The organism is Nonomuraea sp. B10E15, from assembly GCF_039871615.1.
Lineage (GTDB): Bacteria > Actinomycetota > Actinomycetes > Streptosporangiales > Streptosporangiaceae > Nonomuraea.
Window position 1 is genome coordinate 266,729 of record NZ_JBDPMB010000003.1, and the last position, 16,273, is coordinate 283,001.

At 70.7% G+C, this 16,273-nt stretch carries 14 protein-coding genes and 1 pseudogene; 10 read left to right on the forward strand and 5 right to left on the reverse strand.

Annotated features, from left to right (window positions below):
* Positions 1 to 40: 40 nt before the first annotated feature.
* Genes ABGB14_RS14135 through ABGB14_RS14145 form a run of 3 tightly spaced genes read left to right on the forward strand, consistent with a single transcriptional unit; the run spans position 41 to position 3,434 of the window.
* Complete coding sequence (locus ABGB14_RS14135) at positions 41 to 649, forward strand: helix-turn-helix domain-containing protein (RefSeq protein ID WP_347644065.1); 609 nt, start codon at positions 41 to 43, stop codon at positions 647 to 649.
* Positions 646 to 2,214, forward strand: a complete 1,569-nt coding sequence (locus tag ABGB14_RS14140) for an MFS transporter (protein ID WP_347644066.1) — start codon at positions 646 to 648, stop codon at positions 2,212 to 2,214. The genes ABGB14_RS14135 and ABGB14_RS14140 overlap by 4 nt, the downstream gene beginning before the upstream one ends.
* 56 nt (positions 2,215 to 2,270) lie before the next feature.
* Positions 2,271 to 3,434: an FAD-dependent oxidoreductase gene (locus tag ABGB14_RS14145; RefSeq protein ID WP_347644067.1), complete on the forward strand. Its 1,164-nt coding sequence runs from the start codon at positions 2,271 to 2,273 to the stop codon at positions 3,432 to 3,434.
* A 180-nt stretch (positions 3,435 to 3,614) separates the two neighbouring features.
* Here the strand turns inward: ABGB14_RS14145 and ABGB14_RS14150 are convergent, their stop codons facing one another.
* Positions 3,615 to 4,058 carry a helix-turn-helix domain-containing protein gene (locus ABGB14_RS14150; RefSeq protein WP_347644068.1) on the reverse strand — a complete coding sequence of 148 codons (444 nt, stop codon included), beginning with the start codon at positions 4,056 to 4,058 and terminating at the stop codon, positions 3,615 to 3,617.
* Positions 4,059 to 4,200: 142 nt separating this feature from the next.
* Here ABGB14_RS14150 and ABGB14_RS14155 point away from each other — a divergent pair.
* A pseudogene (locus ABGB14_RS14155) lies at positions 4,201 to 4,539 on the forward strand (STAS domain-containing protein); the annotation flags it as partial.
* A gap of 237 nt (positions 4,540 to 4,776) precedes the next feature.
* On the opposite strand, the gene ABGB14_RS14160 reads toward ABGB14_RS14155, so the two are convergent.
* Both ABGB14_RS14160 and ABGB14_RS14165 read right to left on the reverse strand, forming a co-directional pair.
* Positions 4,777 to 5,706, reverse strand: coding sequence for an aldo/keto reductase (locus ABGB14_RS14160; protein WP_347644069.1), 930 nt, complete (start codon positions 5,704 to 5,706; stop codon positions 4,777 to 4,779).
* Positions 5,707 to 5,763: 57 nt separating this feature from the next.
* Positions 5,764 to 6,690 (reverse strand): polyprenyl synthetase family protein, encoded by a 927-nt coding sequence (locus ABGB14_RS14165; protein WP_347644070.1) that lies wholly within the window; start codon positions 6,688 to 6,690, stop codon positions 5,764 to 5,766.
* A 584-nt stretch (positions 6,691 to 7,274) separates the two neighbouring features.
* Here ABGB14_RS14165 and ABGB14_RS14170 point away from each other — a divergent pair.
* Both ABGB14_RS14170 and ABGB14_RS14175 read left to right on the forward strand, forming a co-directional pair.
* Complete coding sequence (locus tag ABGB14_RS14170) at positions 7,275 to 8,627, forward strand: cytochrome P450 (RefSeq protein WP_347644071.1); 1,353 nt, start codon at positions 7,275 to 7,277, stop codon at positions 8,625 to 8,627.
* A complete protein-coding gene (locus ABGB14_RS14175) occupies positions 8,624 to 10,159 on the forward strand; it encodes a prenyltransferase/squalene oxidase repeat-containing protein (RefSeq protein ID WP_347644072.1) in 1,536 nt (511 codons plus the stop codon). The genes ABGB14_RS14170 and ABGB14_RS14175 overlap by 4 nt, the downstream gene beginning before the upstream one ends.
* 172 nt (positions 10,160 to 10,331) lie before the next feature.
* On the opposite strand, the gene ABGB14_RS14180 is transcribed toward ABGB14_RS14175, so the two are convergent.
* A complete protein-coding gene (locus ABGB14_RS14180) occupies positions 10,332 to 11,213 on the reverse strand; it encodes a terpene synthase family protein (protein ID WP_347644073.1) in 882 nt (293 codons plus the stop codon).
* Positions 11,214 to 11,755: 542 nt separating this feature from the next.
* Between ABGB14_RS14180 and ABGB14_RS14185 the strand changes: the two genes are divergently transcribed.
* Genes ABGB14_RS14185 through ABGB14_RS14200 form a run of 4 tightly spaced genes read left to right on the forward strand, consistent with a single transcriptional unit; the run spans position 11,756 to position 15,516 of the window.
* Complete coding sequence (locus ABGB14_RS14185) at positions 11,756 to 14,140, forward strand: nitrate- and nitrite sensing domain-containing protein (protein ID WP_347644074.1); 2,385 nt, start codon at positions 11,756 to 11,758, stop codon at positions 14,138 to 14,140.
* A complete protein-coding gene (locus ABGB14_RS14190) occupies positions 14,137 to 14,556 on the forward strand; it encodes a roadblock/LC7 domain-containing protein (protein ID WP_347644075.1) in 420 nt (139 codons plus the stop codon). The genes ABGB14_RS14185 and ABGB14_RS14190 overlap by 4 nt, the downstream gene beginning before the upstream one ends.
* Complete coding sequence (locus tag ABGB14_RS14195) at positions 14,553 to 14,948, forward strand: DUF742 domain-containing protein (RefSeq protein WP_347644076.1); 396 nt, start codon at positions 14,553 to 14,555, stop codon at positions 14,946 to 14,948. Before ABGB14_RS14190 ends, ABGB14_RS14195 begins: the two co-directional genes overlap by 4 nt.
* Positions 14,929 to 15,516 carry an ATP/GTP-binding protein gene (locus ABGB14_RS14200; RefSeq protein WP_347644077.1) on the forward strand — a complete coding sequence of 196 codons (588 nt, stop codon included), beginning with the start codon at positions 14,929 to 14,931 and terminating at the stop codon, positions 15,514 to 15,516. The genes ABGB14_RS14195 and ABGB14_RS14200 overlap by 20 nt, the downstream gene beginning before the upstream one ends.
* Positions 15,517 to 15,558: 42 nt before the next feature.
* Here the strand turns inward: ABGB14_RS14200 and ABGB14_RS14205 are convergent, their stop codons facing one another.
* On the reverse strand, positions 15,559 to 16,272 hold the full coding sequence (locus ABGB14_RS14205) for a DUF6882 domain-containing protein (protein WP_347644078.1): 714 nt from the start codon (positions 16,270 to 16,272) through the stop codon (positions 15,559 to 15,561).
* Between the last annotated feature and the right edge of the window lies 1 nt (position 16,273).

Sequence of the window (16,273 nt, forward strand, 5' to 3'; positions counted from 1 at the left end):
GGGCGACACGAGCGACCCGAATGAAGCGATGATGTATCGTATGAGACATGAGAGTCTCATACGAGAGTGCTGCGCGATGGCGATGAGCCGGGCGCAGATCATGAGTGCGGCGATCCGGCACCTCAACGAGAACCCGCTCGCCTCCATGGCGCAGCTCGCCGAGGCGGCCGGGATCAGCAGGGCCACGCTGCACCGGCAGTTCAGCAGCCGGGAGGAGCTGATGCTCGCCCTCGGCCATCGCGCGCACGAGCAGTGGGAACAGGTGCAGGAGCGCAGCGGCCTGGTCGACGCGACCGCCTCCGGGGATCGCGAGGTGATCGGCAAGGCGCTCGACGCCATGCTGGGCGGGCTGATCGCGGTTGCCGACGCCTACGGGTTCGGCCTGACCGACTACGCCATGCTGGTCGATCCCGAGCTGAAGCGCCGCTCCGACGAGCTGGAGGAGCGCGAGATCGCCTTCTACGCCGCGGCGCAGCGTGCGGGGCTGCTCCGCGCCGACCTGCCCGCCCGATGGATCAGCAGCACGGTGTACGGCCTGCTCGTGGCCGTGCGCGAGAGCCTGCGCCGCGGCGACGTCGCACGCCGGGACGTGCCCCGGCTGCTGCTCACCACGTTCGAGGACGGCGCGGCCCGGCGGGAGGAGCCATGACGGCGACCGCGTCGCCGGTCTCCGTCACGAGGCGCCGGCTGGGCCTGGCCGTGCTCTCCGCCAGCGTGCTGCTCGTGGTCATGGACATGACCGTGCTCAACGTCGCGCTCCCGGCCATGTCCGCGGACCTGCGGCCGGGCTCGATCGAGCTGCTGTGGATGGTGGACGCGTACGCGCTGGTGCTCTCGGGGCTGCTGGTCACGGTGAGCGCGCTCGGCGACCGGTGGGGGCGCAAGCGCATGTTGCTTGCCGGGTTCGCGGTGTTCGGGCTGGCCTCGCTGGCGGTGCTGGCCGCGGGCAGCCCGCTGCAGGTGATCGCCGTACGGGCGCTGCTCGGGGTGGGCGGGGCGATGATCATGCCGTCGACGCTGTCGATGATCCGCAGCATGTTCACCGACCCCGCGGAGCGCGCCAGGGCGCTCGGCGTCTGGGCGGCGATGGCCGCGGTCGGGGCGGCGCTGGGGCCGATCCTGGCCGGGTTGTTGCTTGAGCACTTCAGCTGGCATTCGGCGTTCCTGGTGAACGTGCCCGTCATGGCGGTCGCGATCGCGGCCGGGCTGTTCCTGCTGCCGGAGTCCAGGAACCCGGCGCCCGGCCGGTGGGACGCGCTCGCCACGGTCCTGTCGATGGCGGGCATGGTCGCGCTGGTGTTCGCCGTGAAGGACTTCGGCAAGTACGGCCTGGGCTCCCCCGCCGCCCTGGCGGCGACCGCCGTGGCGGCGGTGACGCTGGGCTGGTTCGTGGCACGGTGCCTGCGCAGGCCGGATCCGCTGCTGGAGATCAGGTTGTTCCGCAGCGGCCCGTTCTCGGCCGGAGTGGTGACGGCGCTGACCACGTCGATCGCGATGGCGGCGGTGTTGCTGCTGCTGGCGCAGTGGATGCAGCTCGTCCAGGGCTATTCCCCGCTGGAGACGGGCGTGCGCCTGCTGCCCGCCGCGCTGGCCGCGATCGTCGCCTCGCCGCTGGCTCCCGGGGTGGCGGCCCTGGTCGGCGCGCGGGCGGTGCTGGCGGGCGGGCTGGGCCTCACCGGGCTGGGTTTCCTGCTGCTGTTCGCCGCCCCCGGGCCGCTGACCTACTGGCCGATCGCGGGCGCCCTGGTGCTCATCGGCGTCGGCAACGGCGCCCTCGCGACCGCGTCCTCGGTCATCATGTCGGGCACGCCGGCGGCCAAGGCGGGCAGCGCGGCGGCCATCGAGGAGACCAGTTACGAGGTCGGCGGGGCGCTCGGCGTGGCCGTCCTGGGCAGCGTCGCGGCCGCGGCCTACCGGAGCGGGCTGGCGTACGAGGGGCCCGGCGGGGAGGGCGTACGCGAGTCGCTGGGTGCGGCGCTCGCCGTGGCCCGGAGCCTCGGGGCGGAGGGCGGGCCGCTGGCGGAGCAGGCGCGGGCGGCGTTCACCGAGTCGCTCGTGCCGGCCGGCGGGGCGGGAGCGGTTCTGCTGCTGGCCGGCACGGTCGCGGTGTGGCTGCTCACGCCGGGCCGCCGTCGCCCTGTGGGCTCCTCCGCCGCGCACGATCTCGCGCTGCGCGCGGAAGAGGGGAGGCGCGGCAGCACGCCGAGCGGGTGATGTCACATCGGCGGCGCCTCGTTCCTTCTTATGGGGTGAGAAGGAAGGGGAAAGTGGTGACGAAGAAGATCGTGGTGGTCGGCGGCGGGCTGGCCGGCCTGGTAGCGGCCATCGTCTGCGCGGAGGCGGGTGCGGAGGTGACGCTGCACGAGGCGCACCAGCGGCTCGGCGGGCGAGGGCGGGCGACCGGCGGGCCCTATCTGGCGCATGAGGGTCCTCATGTCTTCTACGCCGACGGCCCGCACTGGACGTGGTTGCGGGAGCGGGGCCTGGTCGGGGCGCTGGGCCGGCCGGCGGTGCGTGATGCCAGGTTGGGGTTCGTACGCGACGGCCGGCTGCGGTCGCTGCCGCCGGCCGGGTTCCTCCGGATGCTGGCGACGGGCCCCCGCACGGCGCCGGTGGACGTGGACTTCCACACGTGGGCCTCCGCCCGGTACGGCGAGGACACGGCCAGGGCTGCCGCCAACGCGATCGGCGTGGTGACGTACGACGCCGACACGGGACGTCTGTCGGCCGCGTTCGTGTGGGAGCTGCTGCGCCGGGTGTTCGCCTTCCGCGTACCGACGGTCCGCTGGGTGGTCGGCGGCTGGCAGTCGGTGATGGACCGGCTCGCCGCCCGCGCCCGCGACCTCGGCGTACACGTCGAGCTCGGCTCCCGCGTGCACGACCTGCCGGGCGAGCCCACCATCGTGGCGACGGAACTGTCCTCGGCCCGGAGACTGCTCGGCGACGACGGCCTGCACTGGCGGAGCGGCAACGTCGTGCTGCTCGACCTCGCCGTACGCTCGGCGCGCGGCGACCGCTTCATCTGCTTCGACCTCGACGGCGGCGGCTTCCACGAGAGCTATTCCATGCAAGATCCCACCGCCGCTCCCAGAGGGGAGACCCTGTTCCAGATCGACATGCCGGTCCGGCACGAGGAGACCAGGGCCGAGGCGGCCCGGCGGGTGCGGGCGCTGGCCGACCTGGCGGTGCCCGGCTGGCGCGAGCGCGTCACCTGGCAGCGCTCCGGGACGGCCAAGCACCGTACCGGAGCACTCGACCTGCCCGGTCAGACCTGGCGCGACCGTCCGGCGGTCGACCGGGGCCACGGCGTGTTCCTGGCGGGCGACATGGTGGCCGCGCCCGGCATGCGCGGCGAGATCTCCATCAACAGCGCGATCATGGCCGCCGAGGGCGCCCTGCGCGCGCTGCGCGTCTCCGGCCACGCCGCCCGATGACCCGCGACCCTTTCCCCGCCCACCGCGACCTGCTGTTCAGCCTCGCCGACGACATCCCGGGCAGCGCCGGGGACGCCGTGGAGGAGACGTGGCCGCGCCGGCCCTGATCAACTGCCGGGCAGGCCGGACGGCCATCACCCCGCCGGCCCCGGACAGCCTGCCGGGCCGGCGGGGTGGGGGTCAGGGCCGGCGCGGCTCCGGGCCGGCTACCTGGTCGGCCACCTCGCCGATGCGCGCCAGGCGGACCAGGGCGGGACGGGAGAGAACCTCCCCGATGTCGTGCAGCGCGATGATCAGCTCCTCGACCCCGTCCAGGGGCGTGTTCCGCTCCCTGTTCAGCAGGATGCCGCGGTATTCCTCGGGAGAGACCGCCCCACCCGGCAGCTCGATCCGGTCGCCGTCGGCGCGGAACAGCGCCGGGACGGAAGTGTCGAGAGCCAGCGCGAGGGCGGTCAGCTCGGCGGCCGTGAACGCCCGCTGCCCGCGCTCGGCCTGGTGGACGGCCTGCCGGCTCCACGGCCTGTCCAGGTAGCGGCCCAGCGCCTCACCCAGCTCGGTCAGCGACATCCGCCGCTCTGCCCGCAGGTGTGCGATCTGCAACCCGATGGCCTCCTCGACGCGCATCCCATCCCCCACTCCTGTCATCGTGCACAATGACGCCGAAAGCTGTTTATTGACGCGAACGCCGCTCACCGCATAATGTCAACGTACAGTTTCCCCCGTCATCACCACGAATGACGCGACTGAGTGAGCTGAGGGGTTCCAGATGCGAGAGATCGAGTTAGAGGTCTTCGGGCCGACCGGCGACTGCGCCGCCGTCAAGGTCGTCGGAGAGATCGACGTCTTCACCGCGCCACGGCTGCGCGAGCAGGTGCTCGACCTCGTGGCCAAGGGGGTCGTCCACCTCGTGGTCGATCTGGGCGGCGTGGAGTTCCTCGACTCGACCGGCCTGGGGGTGCTCGTGGGCGCGCTCAAGCGGCTGCGCTCCCACGAGGGGTCACTCGCCCTCGTGATGGGCACTGACCGGATCGTCCGCATCTTCACGATCACCGGCCTCACCGCCGTGTTCCCGATCCACGACACCGTCCTTGACGCGATCGCGGCCGACGCCCACTGGGTGCGCGCCGTGGAGCGCGGGGGCGAGAGCGTCGAGGAGTGGTGCCGCCGGCACGGCCTGGCCTGAACGCGGGCGCCGCCCGTACGCCAGACGAGCGGCGGGCAGCGGGGCGCCCGGCGGGCGCGTGAGACGCGAAGCGTCCAGGCGGCGGGCGCGTACGCCGTGGGCCGGCCAGGCGGCGGGCGGGCGAGGAGCGGGCGGTCCGGTGCGGATCGTGTTGCGGGGTCAGGGGCGGGAGGCCTCGTCGAGGAGGGCCAGCTCGCCGACGCTGAGCGTGAGCGACGCGGCCTCCATCAGCGTCTCCAGTTGCCCGACGTCGCGCGCGCTCGCGATCGTCGCCGTGATCGTCGGCTGGGCGGCGACCCAGGCCAGGGCCACCGTGGCCGGCGCGACGTCCCGGTCGGCCGCCACCTTGCCCAGCGCCTCCAGCGTCCTCGGCCCGTGTGCCGTCGCCAGGTACGCGGAGGCCTTGCCCGCCCTGGGGCTGTCGACCTGGACCCCGGGCGCGTACTTGCCGGTCAGGAAGCCGCGCGCCAGCCCGAAGTACGGTGTGGTGGCCAGGCCTTCCCTGGTCACCACGTCCCTCAGCTCGCCCTCGTAGGCGCGCTCGACCAGGTTGTACTGCTGTTGGAGGGCCGCGTACCTGGCCAGTCCTTCGGCGTCGGAGATCGCGAGCGCCTCGGCGAGCCGGGCCGCCCCGTAGTTGGACGCCCCGACGTGGCGCACCTTGCCCTCCCGGACCAGGGCGTCGAACGCCGCCAGCGACTCCGCCAGCGGCGTGTCCTGGTCGTCCACGTGCGCCCAGTAGAGGTCGATGTAGTCGGTACGGAGCCGCCGCAGCGAGCCCTCGACCGCCGTGCGGATGGTGGCGGGGGCGAGCCCGCGCAGGCCTTCCAGCATGCCGACCTTGGTGGCGAGCACGATGGACTCGCGGTTGCCGCGGGCGGCCAGCCACTCACCGATGATCGTTTCCGAGGTGGACTCGCCGGTCTCCCAGGACGGGTAGACGTCGGCGGTGTCGATGAAGTTCCCGCCGCCCGCGACGTAGGCGTCCAGGATCGCGAACGAGGTCTCCTTGTCGGCCGTCCAGCCGAACACGTTGGCGCCGAGCGACAGCGGGAAAACGGACAGTCCGGTAGTGCCGAGCGATCTCATCCCGTCATTATCCGCACTCGCCCGAGACGGCTCGCCGCGACCCCTGGTCCTGGCCTTTCAGTGGACACGGTTGACCAGGGAGTCGCACACCGCGCGCAGTTCCTCGGCGTCCGGCAGGTGCCGGTCGACCACCTCCAGCGCGGACGACATGTAGCGGTCCGCCAGGGAGCGGGCGGCGTCGCGGCCGCCCGCCTCCTCCACGAGGTCGGCGGCGTGCCGCAGGGAGTCTTCGTCCATGCCTCCCGCCGACAGGAGCGCGGACAACTCGCGGGCGGCCGGGACGTCGGCGGCCAGGGCGGCCAGCACCGGAAACGTTTTCTTCGCACGCCGCAGGTCGCTGTGCACGGGTTTGCCCGTCACGTCAGGGTCACCCCAGATGCCGAGCATGTCGTCCACGATCTGGAACGCCACCCCGAGGTCGCGCCCCATGTCCCACAGGCGGTCCGCGAGCTCGGGCGCGCCGCCCAGCGCCACGCCCGTGGCCGCGGCGGCGCCCAGCAGGCCGCCGGTCTTGCCCGCGGCCATGTCGGCGTACTCGGCGACCGTGACCTCGTCCGGCCCTCGCCACGGACGGTCCTCGAAGGCCATGTCGGCCGTCTGCCCCTGGACGAGCTCGACCAGCGCCTTCGACAGGTAGGGGATCGCCTCGGACTGCGCGGCGAGCTGGCCGACGGCCAGCGCCAGGAGCGCGTCGCCGGCGAGCAGGGCAGGCCCCACGCCGTACGCCTTCCAGAGCGCCTCGCGGTGCCTGCGCCGCTCGTCGTGGTCGATGATGTCGTCGTGCACCAGCGAGAACGCATGCACCAGCTCCACCGCCACGGCGCCCGGCAGCGCCGACTCCGCCGTGCCTCCTACGGCCTCGGCGCTGAGCATGGCGACGGCCGGCCGCACGGCCTTGCCACGCTCACCGTTGCCGGGCCTGCCGTCCGCGTCTGACCAGCCCAGAGCGAATCCGGCCATGCCGGCGCCCCACGGATGCAGCACCGAAACGGCCTCCCTGAGAGCCGGCTCGAGTAAGTCCCGGCAGCGGCCCATGGCGCCGCCGCCCAACGGATGGCTGAGATTCAACAGGTACTCCTACCCCGGTACGATCTTGAACCTACATGCATAAGCATGTGATACTCCACTCATCGGTTGACTTTTGTCAGGGAATGTCCATGCCATGAGATGGACACCGTAGGCGATGGAGGAATAACCCGTGGCGATCGACGCCGCCCCATCAGAACGCGTCCGTTCCTCCCACGCTCCTGGCTTGCCTGGCTTCGTCCACACGGGCCGGGCAGACCGCCGGATCGCACCACGCGGCGCCGGACGGTCCTCGTGCCGCCACCGCGGGCACCCTTCGGCCCAGACCTCAGCCCGCAGCTCTCGACGCGGCGGGCGATCAACAGAGAACGGGGCGAGCCGTCCTCCTGCCGCGAAGGGACCCTCAAGCCCATGAGCGATAGCCGTCGCAAACGGACTTTTGTCCGAGAACAGCATAAGTCGCTAGATATCTTCACCTGACTCTACGTCCATCGCCATCCCGATCGGGGACCGCCACCATGCCACATGCCACTGGGACATCCGTGATCAGACCCCATGTCGTTCCCTTCTACCGGGCCATCCCCCGGCTAGTGAAAGACCCGATCACCGAGCTGGCCCGCATGGCCACCGACGCCGCCGGGCAGGTCGTCCGGCTCGACCTCGGCCCCTTCCGCCCCTACCTGATCTCGCATCCGGACCACGTCCAGCAAGTGCTCAAGACGGACTGGACCAACTTCGTGCGCGCGGGCATGTTCTGGCAGCCGCTGCAGCGTCTGATCGGTCAGAGCATCATGGGCGAGGGCGAGGCATGGGCATCCGCCCGGAAGATCCTCCAGCCGCTCTTCACCGCTCGCTACACGGCCGCACTCGCTGAGGACATGGCCGACATCATCGCCGAGCGCATCGTCGAGCTCGACGACTTCGCGCGGACGGGCCGCCCGATCGACGTCGAGCACCAGATGACCTCGATCGTCAACCAGGCCGTCATCCAACTGCTGTTCGGCGGCCGGATCACCCGTGACACCGCCGAACGGCTGGCGCCCGAGTTCGCCACGTGCGCCAGCTCGATCGGCTTCCGCATGCTCTTCCCCTCCGCGCCGTACTCGATCAGGGTCCCGGGCGACCGCGCCTTCCTGCGATCCACGAAGAAGATCCACGAGATCGTCGACCCCCTCATCGAGCGGGCGCGGCGCGAGAAATCCGGGGGCAAGGACGTCGTCTCGGCGCTGCTCACGGCCAGGCTCGGGCAGGGGGGCGATGCCGACGTGCGGCAGATCCGCGACGACCTGGTGAACGTCTACGGCGCCGCTTCGGAGAACACGGCGATGTCGCTGATGTGGCTGTGGACCGTGCTACACGACCACCCGGAGGTGAACGCCCGGCTGCAGGAGGAGGTCGACCGTGTGGTGGGCGGGGGCCCGGTGCGGCCGTCGCACGTCGCCGAGATGCCGTATATCCGTATGGTCCTGCAGGAGGTCGTGCGGATCTATCCGAGCGCCTGGGTCGTCCCTCGCCAGACCGTGGCGGATACGGAGATCGGCGGCGTCCGGATCAAGGCCGGCTCGCAGGTGCTGATCAGCCCATACGCCACCCACCGGCTGGAGGAGTTCTGGCCCCGGCCGACGGAGTTCGATCCCGAGCGCTGGGCCAACGAGAAGACCGGAAGCCGGCACCGCTACTCGTTCATCCCCTTCGGCGCGGGCCCGCACGTCTGCCTCGGACAACATCTGTTCTACATCGAGGCATCCCTGTTGATCGCCAATCTGTTCACCAGGTACCGGCCGGCGCTGCCCTACCCGCAGAAGCTGACGCCCGTGCTGGGGGCGGCCACCTTGCGGCCCAAGGAGAAGCTCTTCCTCCAGCTACACCCGATCGAACGGAATCTCGCGGCGTGAGCATCGGCGAAGCAGCGGACATCACCACGGAAGCGGGCGACCTCGTCTCGAGCCTCATGCTCAGGCCGTGGGGGCAGGTTTCCCCTTCGGTCTACGAGACCGGGCGGCTGGTCGCCCTCGCCCCCTGGCTGACCGGCCACCTGGAACGCATCGACTACCTGATCAGCACGCAGCGGCAGGACGGCGCCTGGGGCGCCCCCGACGGGTACGGCGTGGTGCCGACCCTGAGCGCCACCGAGGGGATCCTCTCCGCGCTGACGCGCGAGGACCGGGACACGGACCGCGAACGCCTCGCCGACGCGGCGGACCGCGGCCTGGGGGTGCTCGCCACCTGGCTGAGCAGCCCGCTCGAGCTCCCCGACATGCCGGCGATCGAGCACATCGTCCCCTCCCTCGTCGCCCGCATCAACCAGCACATCGAGGGCTTACCGGGCCGGGCGCCGATACCGTTGCCCGATGCCATGAGCTACGACACCCTCCACGCTGTCCGGTCGTGGGTCAGGTCCGGCGCGGAGGTGCCGGAGAAGCTGCTCCACGCCCTGGAGATCGCAGCCGAGGATGCCGCCGAAGCGCCCGGCATCCGGCCCACGCCCATCGGCGGCGTCGGCGCCTCGCCCGCGGCGACCGCCGCCTGGTTGGGAGAGCACGGGGGACGCGACGCGCACGAGCCGACCCGCAGGCATCTGGAGGCGGTGGTCCGCTTGCACGGCGGGCCCGTACCCGTCGGATTCCCCATCACCGTGTTCGAACGAGGCTGGGTGCTGAGCTGGCTGCTCCGGGCGGGCGTGCCCGTCGACGTGCCGCCGGAGATGGTGACCGACATCAGGGCGGCCATAGGTCCTGCCGGCACGCCCGCGGGAGCCGGGCTGCCCGCCGACGCCGACACGACATCCGTGGCGCTGTACGCCCTGGCACTGCTCGGCGCGCCGCACGAACCGGACAGCCTGTGGGGGTTCCGCTCCGGCACCCACTTCTCCACCTGGCCCGGTGAGCAGGGCGTGTCGGTCAGCGTCAACGCGCACGTGCTGGACGCCTTCGGTGAGTACGTCCGCCGCCGGCCGGCCGCAACACCGCACTACGACGAGACCATCGCCGAACTCGCCGCCTGGATCCGCGATCGCCAGCAGCCGGACGGGAGCTGGACGGACCGGTGGCACGCGTCGCCGTACTATGCCACCGCAAGCTGCGCGCTGGCGCTCGATGACTTCGGCGGAGACGTCTCGCGGGAGGCGGTGCGCGCGGCGGCCGAGTGGACGCTGAGGACTCAGCGGCCGGACGGCTCCTGGGGCCGCTGGGAGGGCACAGCCGAGGAGACCGCGTACGCTGTGCAGATCCTGCTGCTACCCGGGGATCCTACGGATCCGCGGCGCATGCGTGCGGCGGATCGGGGTCACGAATACCTGGTTCGCTCGACCGGCGACGATCACCCTCCGCTCTGGCACGACAAGGACTTGTACGTTCCGCTCGCCGTGACCCGCGCTGCGATGATCGCCTCGTCGCACCTCATCCGGCAGGCCCGGTACAGCTCCTGATGAGCGCCGAGATCCGCGGCGAGATCCCGGACGATGTACGCGTGCGTGTCCCTGGCCGGCCGCCGCCGAAGGACACGCACCCGCGCTGCCGTCCGCCGCTGCACACGGTCGGCGGGCGGTGCCGCGATCGCTGTCGCGGAGCCGGCCCCTCCGGCCCCTCGACCGCTCGGGCTCAGACGGTCCAGAAATCACTGCCGTTGAAGTAGAAGCCCCAGGTGGCCATCATCTGGTGGCGGAGATCTCCGGCCACGCCGGGACAGGACCGCGCAAGCCGATCCAGCACCAGGTCACATGCCTTGCGCTCTTCGGTGGTCAGTTCCAGCAGAGCGTGCTCGTCGAGCCCCAGCATTCGTGCGTTCAGGTCCGTCCATTGGCGGTCGCGTTCGAAGGTGCGCAGGTCGTTGACCAGGCGCATGACCCGTTGCGTCGCATTGGCGGCGTCGATGATCGCCGGCAGGTGCTCGCGAGTGGCCTCCGGCTCGTCGGTGCTGATCAAACGGGCCACTCCGACACACGTGGAGCCGAAGTTCGCCGCATTACCCAGGTACGCCTCCAGGGTGGGCACGGCGGCGGTCTGCCGGGCCGCGGTCTTCCACTCCCATTCCCGCGCCATCGCATCGAGCATCGCGGCCAACTCGGTGCGCCATGCCGGTCCCAGACGACCGAACGCGGGCGCGTGAGCCAGGTCGTCGCGGATGTGAGCGAGTAGCCGGGCCAGGGGCGTATGCGGGTCGTCGCCGGCGATGACGTCCTTGCACTCCTCGACGATGGCGCGTACCTGGGATCGCTGGGTCGCATCACGGTCGACGGCAGCGTCGAGCGGGAAGATCCACAACGCCAGCCGGGAGGGGCTCCGCAACACGTCCGCACCATGGCGCGGGGTGCCATAGACCATCATGTTCGCTACGTGACCAGGGGTTTCGGCGAACTCACCGGTGTCGAAGAGCTCGGGGTAGCTCGCGGCGGTGTGGCGGAGGTCACGGGCACATCCCGCTGCGCGGGCGGACATCTCACCGGACGAAAGCTCGCCAGGGAGGGACGGCGAGGGGCTCATGACGGCTCCTAACAGGTACTCCCGGCCACAGGGGATACCGGGGGTTCAGCGCTGCGCGTTGTTCGGAATCAGCTCATGATCACACCGCGACCGAGATGACACAACGTGGGCGGCGCCCACGGTACGCGCCGGTCCGGCGAGCGGCGGGCCAGGCCCGATCTCCATGGCCATCGTCTGGGGCGTCGATGAACCGGCGAACACGCCTGGTGTCCATGGCGTGCCCCCGCGCCGCCACGGCAGAGGCTGGCGTCGGTGGCGGGAAAGAGGGCTTCTCCGCCCCGCGCCCGGCGACCCGTGAAGGTCAGGCGACGGCTGAGCACTAAATATCTGGAGAGAGGGTGGGCCGGTTGTGAAGGATTCCGATTTCTGACCTCTTTTGTTACAACCTTGACTATACATGGAGAAGTTCGGACATATGTGATTAATGTTGCTTGAGAGGTACTTTGCCAGTGCGCTAGAGTTACGCGACCGACACTGCATGCAACCTGCCGCACGCAAGGTGACCGACACAGAGATATGACATTCACAGGGTGGTTACGATAATGCGTTTCCGCAAGACGGGGCTGCGGACCAAGATCACGGCTCTGCTGCTCTCCTTGACGGCCCTGTGGGTCTTCGCTGCATGGGTCACCCTCCGTGAGGGAGTAAACCTCCTGTGGACCTCCCAACTCGACTCCGCGATAGCAGCCCCCAGCGATCCGGTGCTCTTCGGCCTGCAAAAAGAGCGTCGGCTTTCGGCCGTGCGGCTGGGCGAGAAGACCGCCCGGTCCCGCAAAGAGCTCGAAACACAGCGTAAGCAGAACGACCACATCATCGCCGCTTTCCGGGAGTCGGCCAGCGCCGGGCTGGTCAGCTGGGCACTGGACGATGAGGGCCAGAAGCGGCTCGCCCACCTGCTCGGGCAGCTCGACTCGGTCAAGAAGATACGCGAGGCCATCGACGCGGGCAATCTCGGCCGCGTGCAGGCGACGAACGCGTACAACGACGTCATCGACCCCGTCTACGACCTCTACGGCTCGATAGGGACGCTCGACGACAAGGAGATCGCCAAAGACGTCCGCACCCTCGTCGCTCTGAGCCGCGCCGGAGAGCTCCTCACCCGGGAGGACGCGCTCCTTGCCGGCGCGCTCGCCGAGAGGCGGCTGACTACCGCCGACCAGGCGCAGTTCGGCCAAGCCGTGGGCGCCTGGCGGACCATCGCCGAACAGGCCGCGACCGACCTGCCCGACTCCGAAAGGGAGGCCTACGACAACCTGATCAAGGGCCGGTCGTTCGTCCAGCTCCAGAGCATGGAAGCACAGGTCATGGAGCATGACCCGACGGCTCTGGACGTACCGTTCACCGATGACCAGTGGAAGTCCGCAACCGAACGCTTCCTGGCCGACTTCAACACCATGGTGCTCAGCGCGGGCGACCGCGTGGTGGACAGGACCGTGCCCGTCGCCGTCAACGTGATCGTCCGCCTGGTCCTCGCCGGCGGTCTCGGACTCATCGCCGTCATCGCCTCGATCGTCCTGTCCATCACCACGGCACGTGACCTGCTTGCACAACTGCAGAAGCTGCGCGACGCCGCTCACGAGCTGTCGGACGACCGGCTGCCCGGCGTCGTCGAGCGCATCGGCCGCGGCGAGGAGGTCGACCTCGCCAAGGAGGTCCCGGCGCTCGACTTCGGTGACGACGAGATCGGCCAGGTGGGCCAGGCGTTCAACACCGTCCAGCGCACCGCGGTCAGCGTCGCCGCCGAGCAGGCGGAGCTGCGCCGCAGCATCCGTGACATCCTGCTCAGCCTGGCCCGCAGGACCCAGGGCCTGGTGCACCGGCAGCTCACCGTGCTCGACGTGATGGAGCGGCGCGAGACCGACCCCGAGGAGCTGAAGGAGCTCTTCCGGCTCGACCACCTCGCCATCCGCATGCGGCGCAACGCGGAAAACCTGATCGTGCTCTCCGGCTCGTCCCCCGCCCGAACGTGGCGGCGCTCCGTCCCGATGGTCGACGTGGTCCGCGGCGCGCTGGCGGAGGTCGAGGACTACACCCGCGTCACGCTCATGCCGATGGGCGACGTCGTGCTCATCGGCCGCGCCGTCGGTGACGTCATCCACCTGCTGGCCGAGGTGATCGAGAACGCCGTGTCGTTCTCGCCCCCCTACACCAGCGTGCAGGTCAGCGGCCAGCTCGTGGCCAACGGCTACGTGATCGAGATCGAGGACCGCGGGCTCGGCATGAAGCCGGAGGACCTGGAGTCCGCCAACGAGCGCATCGCCGACCCGCCCGAGTTCCGCATCACCGGCACCGCCCGGCTGGGCCTCTACGTGGTCAGCCAGCTCGCCAAGCGGCACGACATCCAGGTGGTGCTCAAGGCGTCACCGTACGGCGGGACGACGGTCGTGGTGCTGCTGCCGCAGGAGCTCGTGCAGCTCGACCCCACGCCCGAGCCCCAGCAGAACGGCGGCCGCGAGCGGCTGCCGCGCAGGGCGAGCGCCGTGGCCACCGCGACCAAGCCCGCCGTCGGCGAGAACGTACGCACGCTCAAGTCGGCGCGGCGTTCCGCCGACCAGGGGCCTCACCTCGCCCCGACGCCGATCCCGACCCGGTCCCCCAACCCGGCTCCGGCCCCCACGCCCGTCCCCACCCCGGTCCCCGAACCGGCGAAGGAAGCGGAGCCACGATCCGAAGAAAAGCCAGCCGAACCGGAGCAGCAATCTGTGGCCGAGTTCACGCCGTCAGGGCTGCCGTTGCGCGTGCCACAGGCCAACCTGGCGCCAGCGCTGCGGGACGACACGCCCACGCAGCCCGACATCGAGGAGGACGATGACGAGCGCTCTCCGGAGGAGATCCGCGCGATGATGGGATCCTTCCAGTCCGGCACCCGTCTCGGCCGCACCGAAGCGGCCAAGATGATGGACGAACAGTCGGGAGGTGAGTCATGACCCCCACTTCGGGCACCGACCTCAACTGGTTGCTCGACGACCTCGTCGGCCGCATCCCTGAGGCCGAGCACGCGATCGTCCTGTCCTCCGACGGCCTGCTGATGGCGTCTTCCGCCGAGTTGCAACGGACCGACGGGGAGCACCTGTCCGCCGTCGCCTCCGGGCTGCAGAGCCTGGCCAAGGGCGTCTCCGACCACATTTCCGGTGGGGCGGTCCGGCAGACGGTCGTGGAGTGGAAGTCCCAGTTCCTCATCGTGACCACAGCCGGGGAGCGCGCCTGCCTGGCCGTGCTGTGCGCGCAGAACGCCGACATCGGTCTCATCGCGTACGAGATGGCGATGCTGGTGGCCCGGGTGGGCCAGTACCTCACCTCCGGCGCCCGCAATGCGGAGGCCATCGCCAGGAGTGACCGGTGAGTGGCCCCATGGGTGGGCCCAGCGCTGACGGGCCCACGGACGAGCACTGGGTGGATCCTGAGATCATCCGCCCGTACGTCGTGACCCGCGGCCGTACGCAGCCGGCGCACGGGAGGTTCGACCTGATCTCCATGGCGCTGGCCGTGGGGCCGACGCCGGGTCCCGACGCCGGGCTCGATCCAGAGCATCTGCGCATCCTGCAGCTCTGCCGTGAGCCCAAGTCCGTCGCCGAGATCGCCGCTTACCTCGATCTGCCGGCCGGCACGATCCGGGTGCTGCTCGGCGACCTGTTCGACCGCGAACTCGTCTCTGCCCAGGAACCACAATCCGAGGTGGACATGCACGACATAAAGATGTACAGGGCGGTGCTCGATGGCCTTCGATCGCTCTGAGCGTCCGCGCCTGCCGACGGCGATCAAGATCCTTGTCGCCGGCGGCTTCGGCGCGGGCAAGACGACGATGGTCGGCGCGGTCTCCGAGACCCGGCCGCTCCGCACCGAGGAGGTGCTGACAGACCGCGGGATCGGCGTCGACGACCTCACCTCCGTCGAGGCCAAACGCACCACCACCGTGGCCATGGACTTCGGCCGGATCACCCTCGGCAACGACTATGTCCTCTACCTGTTCGGGACGCCCGGGCAGGAACGCTTCTGGTTCGTGTGGGACGAACTGGCGGAGGGCTCGCTGGGCGCCGTCATCCTGGCGGACACCCGGCGGCTGGCCGACTGCTTCCCCTCGATCGACTATTTCGAGCGGCGCGGCACGCCCTTCGTGGTGGCGGTCAACTGCTTCGAGGGAGCGCAGAAGTTCGACCTGGACGAGGTGCGGCTGGCCCTCCAGCTCAACCCGTCGGTCCCCATCATCATGTGCGACGCCAGGAAGCGCGAGTCCAGCCGCGAGGTGCTCATCGCCCTGGTCAAGCACTCGGCCCGGCTCCGCGCGGAACCGGTCGGCAGCTAGGAAACCGCGGGCGGCGTCCGGCCGCCCGCGGCGCAGGACGGCTCAGCCGGGCCGGGACATCGTGGCCTTGAGTTCGGCGAGGCGGCCCTGCTCGTCGAAGGCGACCGTCGCCTCGAATCCCGGTCCGGTCAGCCGCGCCTGGCCGCCGGACCAGTCGACGCCCAGCCCTCGCCGCACCGCGTAGCCGTGCAGGGCGCGTCGGCGGTCGGTCAGGGGCAGGCCGGTGATCCCCTCCTGGAGGACCCGCATGACCCGGGCCGGCTCGGGCGGCGGGAGCCGGAACTCCGGGTGCTCGATGAGGAACGCCGCCCGGGTGCCGCCGCCGGCGTCGCCGTTGTAGGAGGTCCAGTGGCCGCTCACGGCCTTGGCGGCCTCCGTGAGGAGCGCTGCGGCGAAGGCCGGATCCTCCGCCGGACCCGGCAGCGCGTCGAACGGCACCTCCGCGGAGGCGAGCTCCGGGATGCCGTGCCGCCGGCCGAAGTCGCGCAGCGCCGCCGAGGCCGCCGTCACCTCAGTCGGGTAACCCGACGGGTTGGCCCAGGCCCACAACCACGAGCGCGGGCCGGGGGCGGCGCTGCCGAGCAGGTGGAAGCGGGTGCAGGTGAGGGCGCGGGCGCCGGTGAACCCGAAACGCGGCTGCTGCAGGTCGACGTTCCAGCTGTGCTCACCGAGGACTTCCTCCAGATGCAGCTGGTGTTCGAACGAGAACAGCGCGGCGTCGTCGAGGAGATTCGTGAAGGTAGGCGATTCAGACACG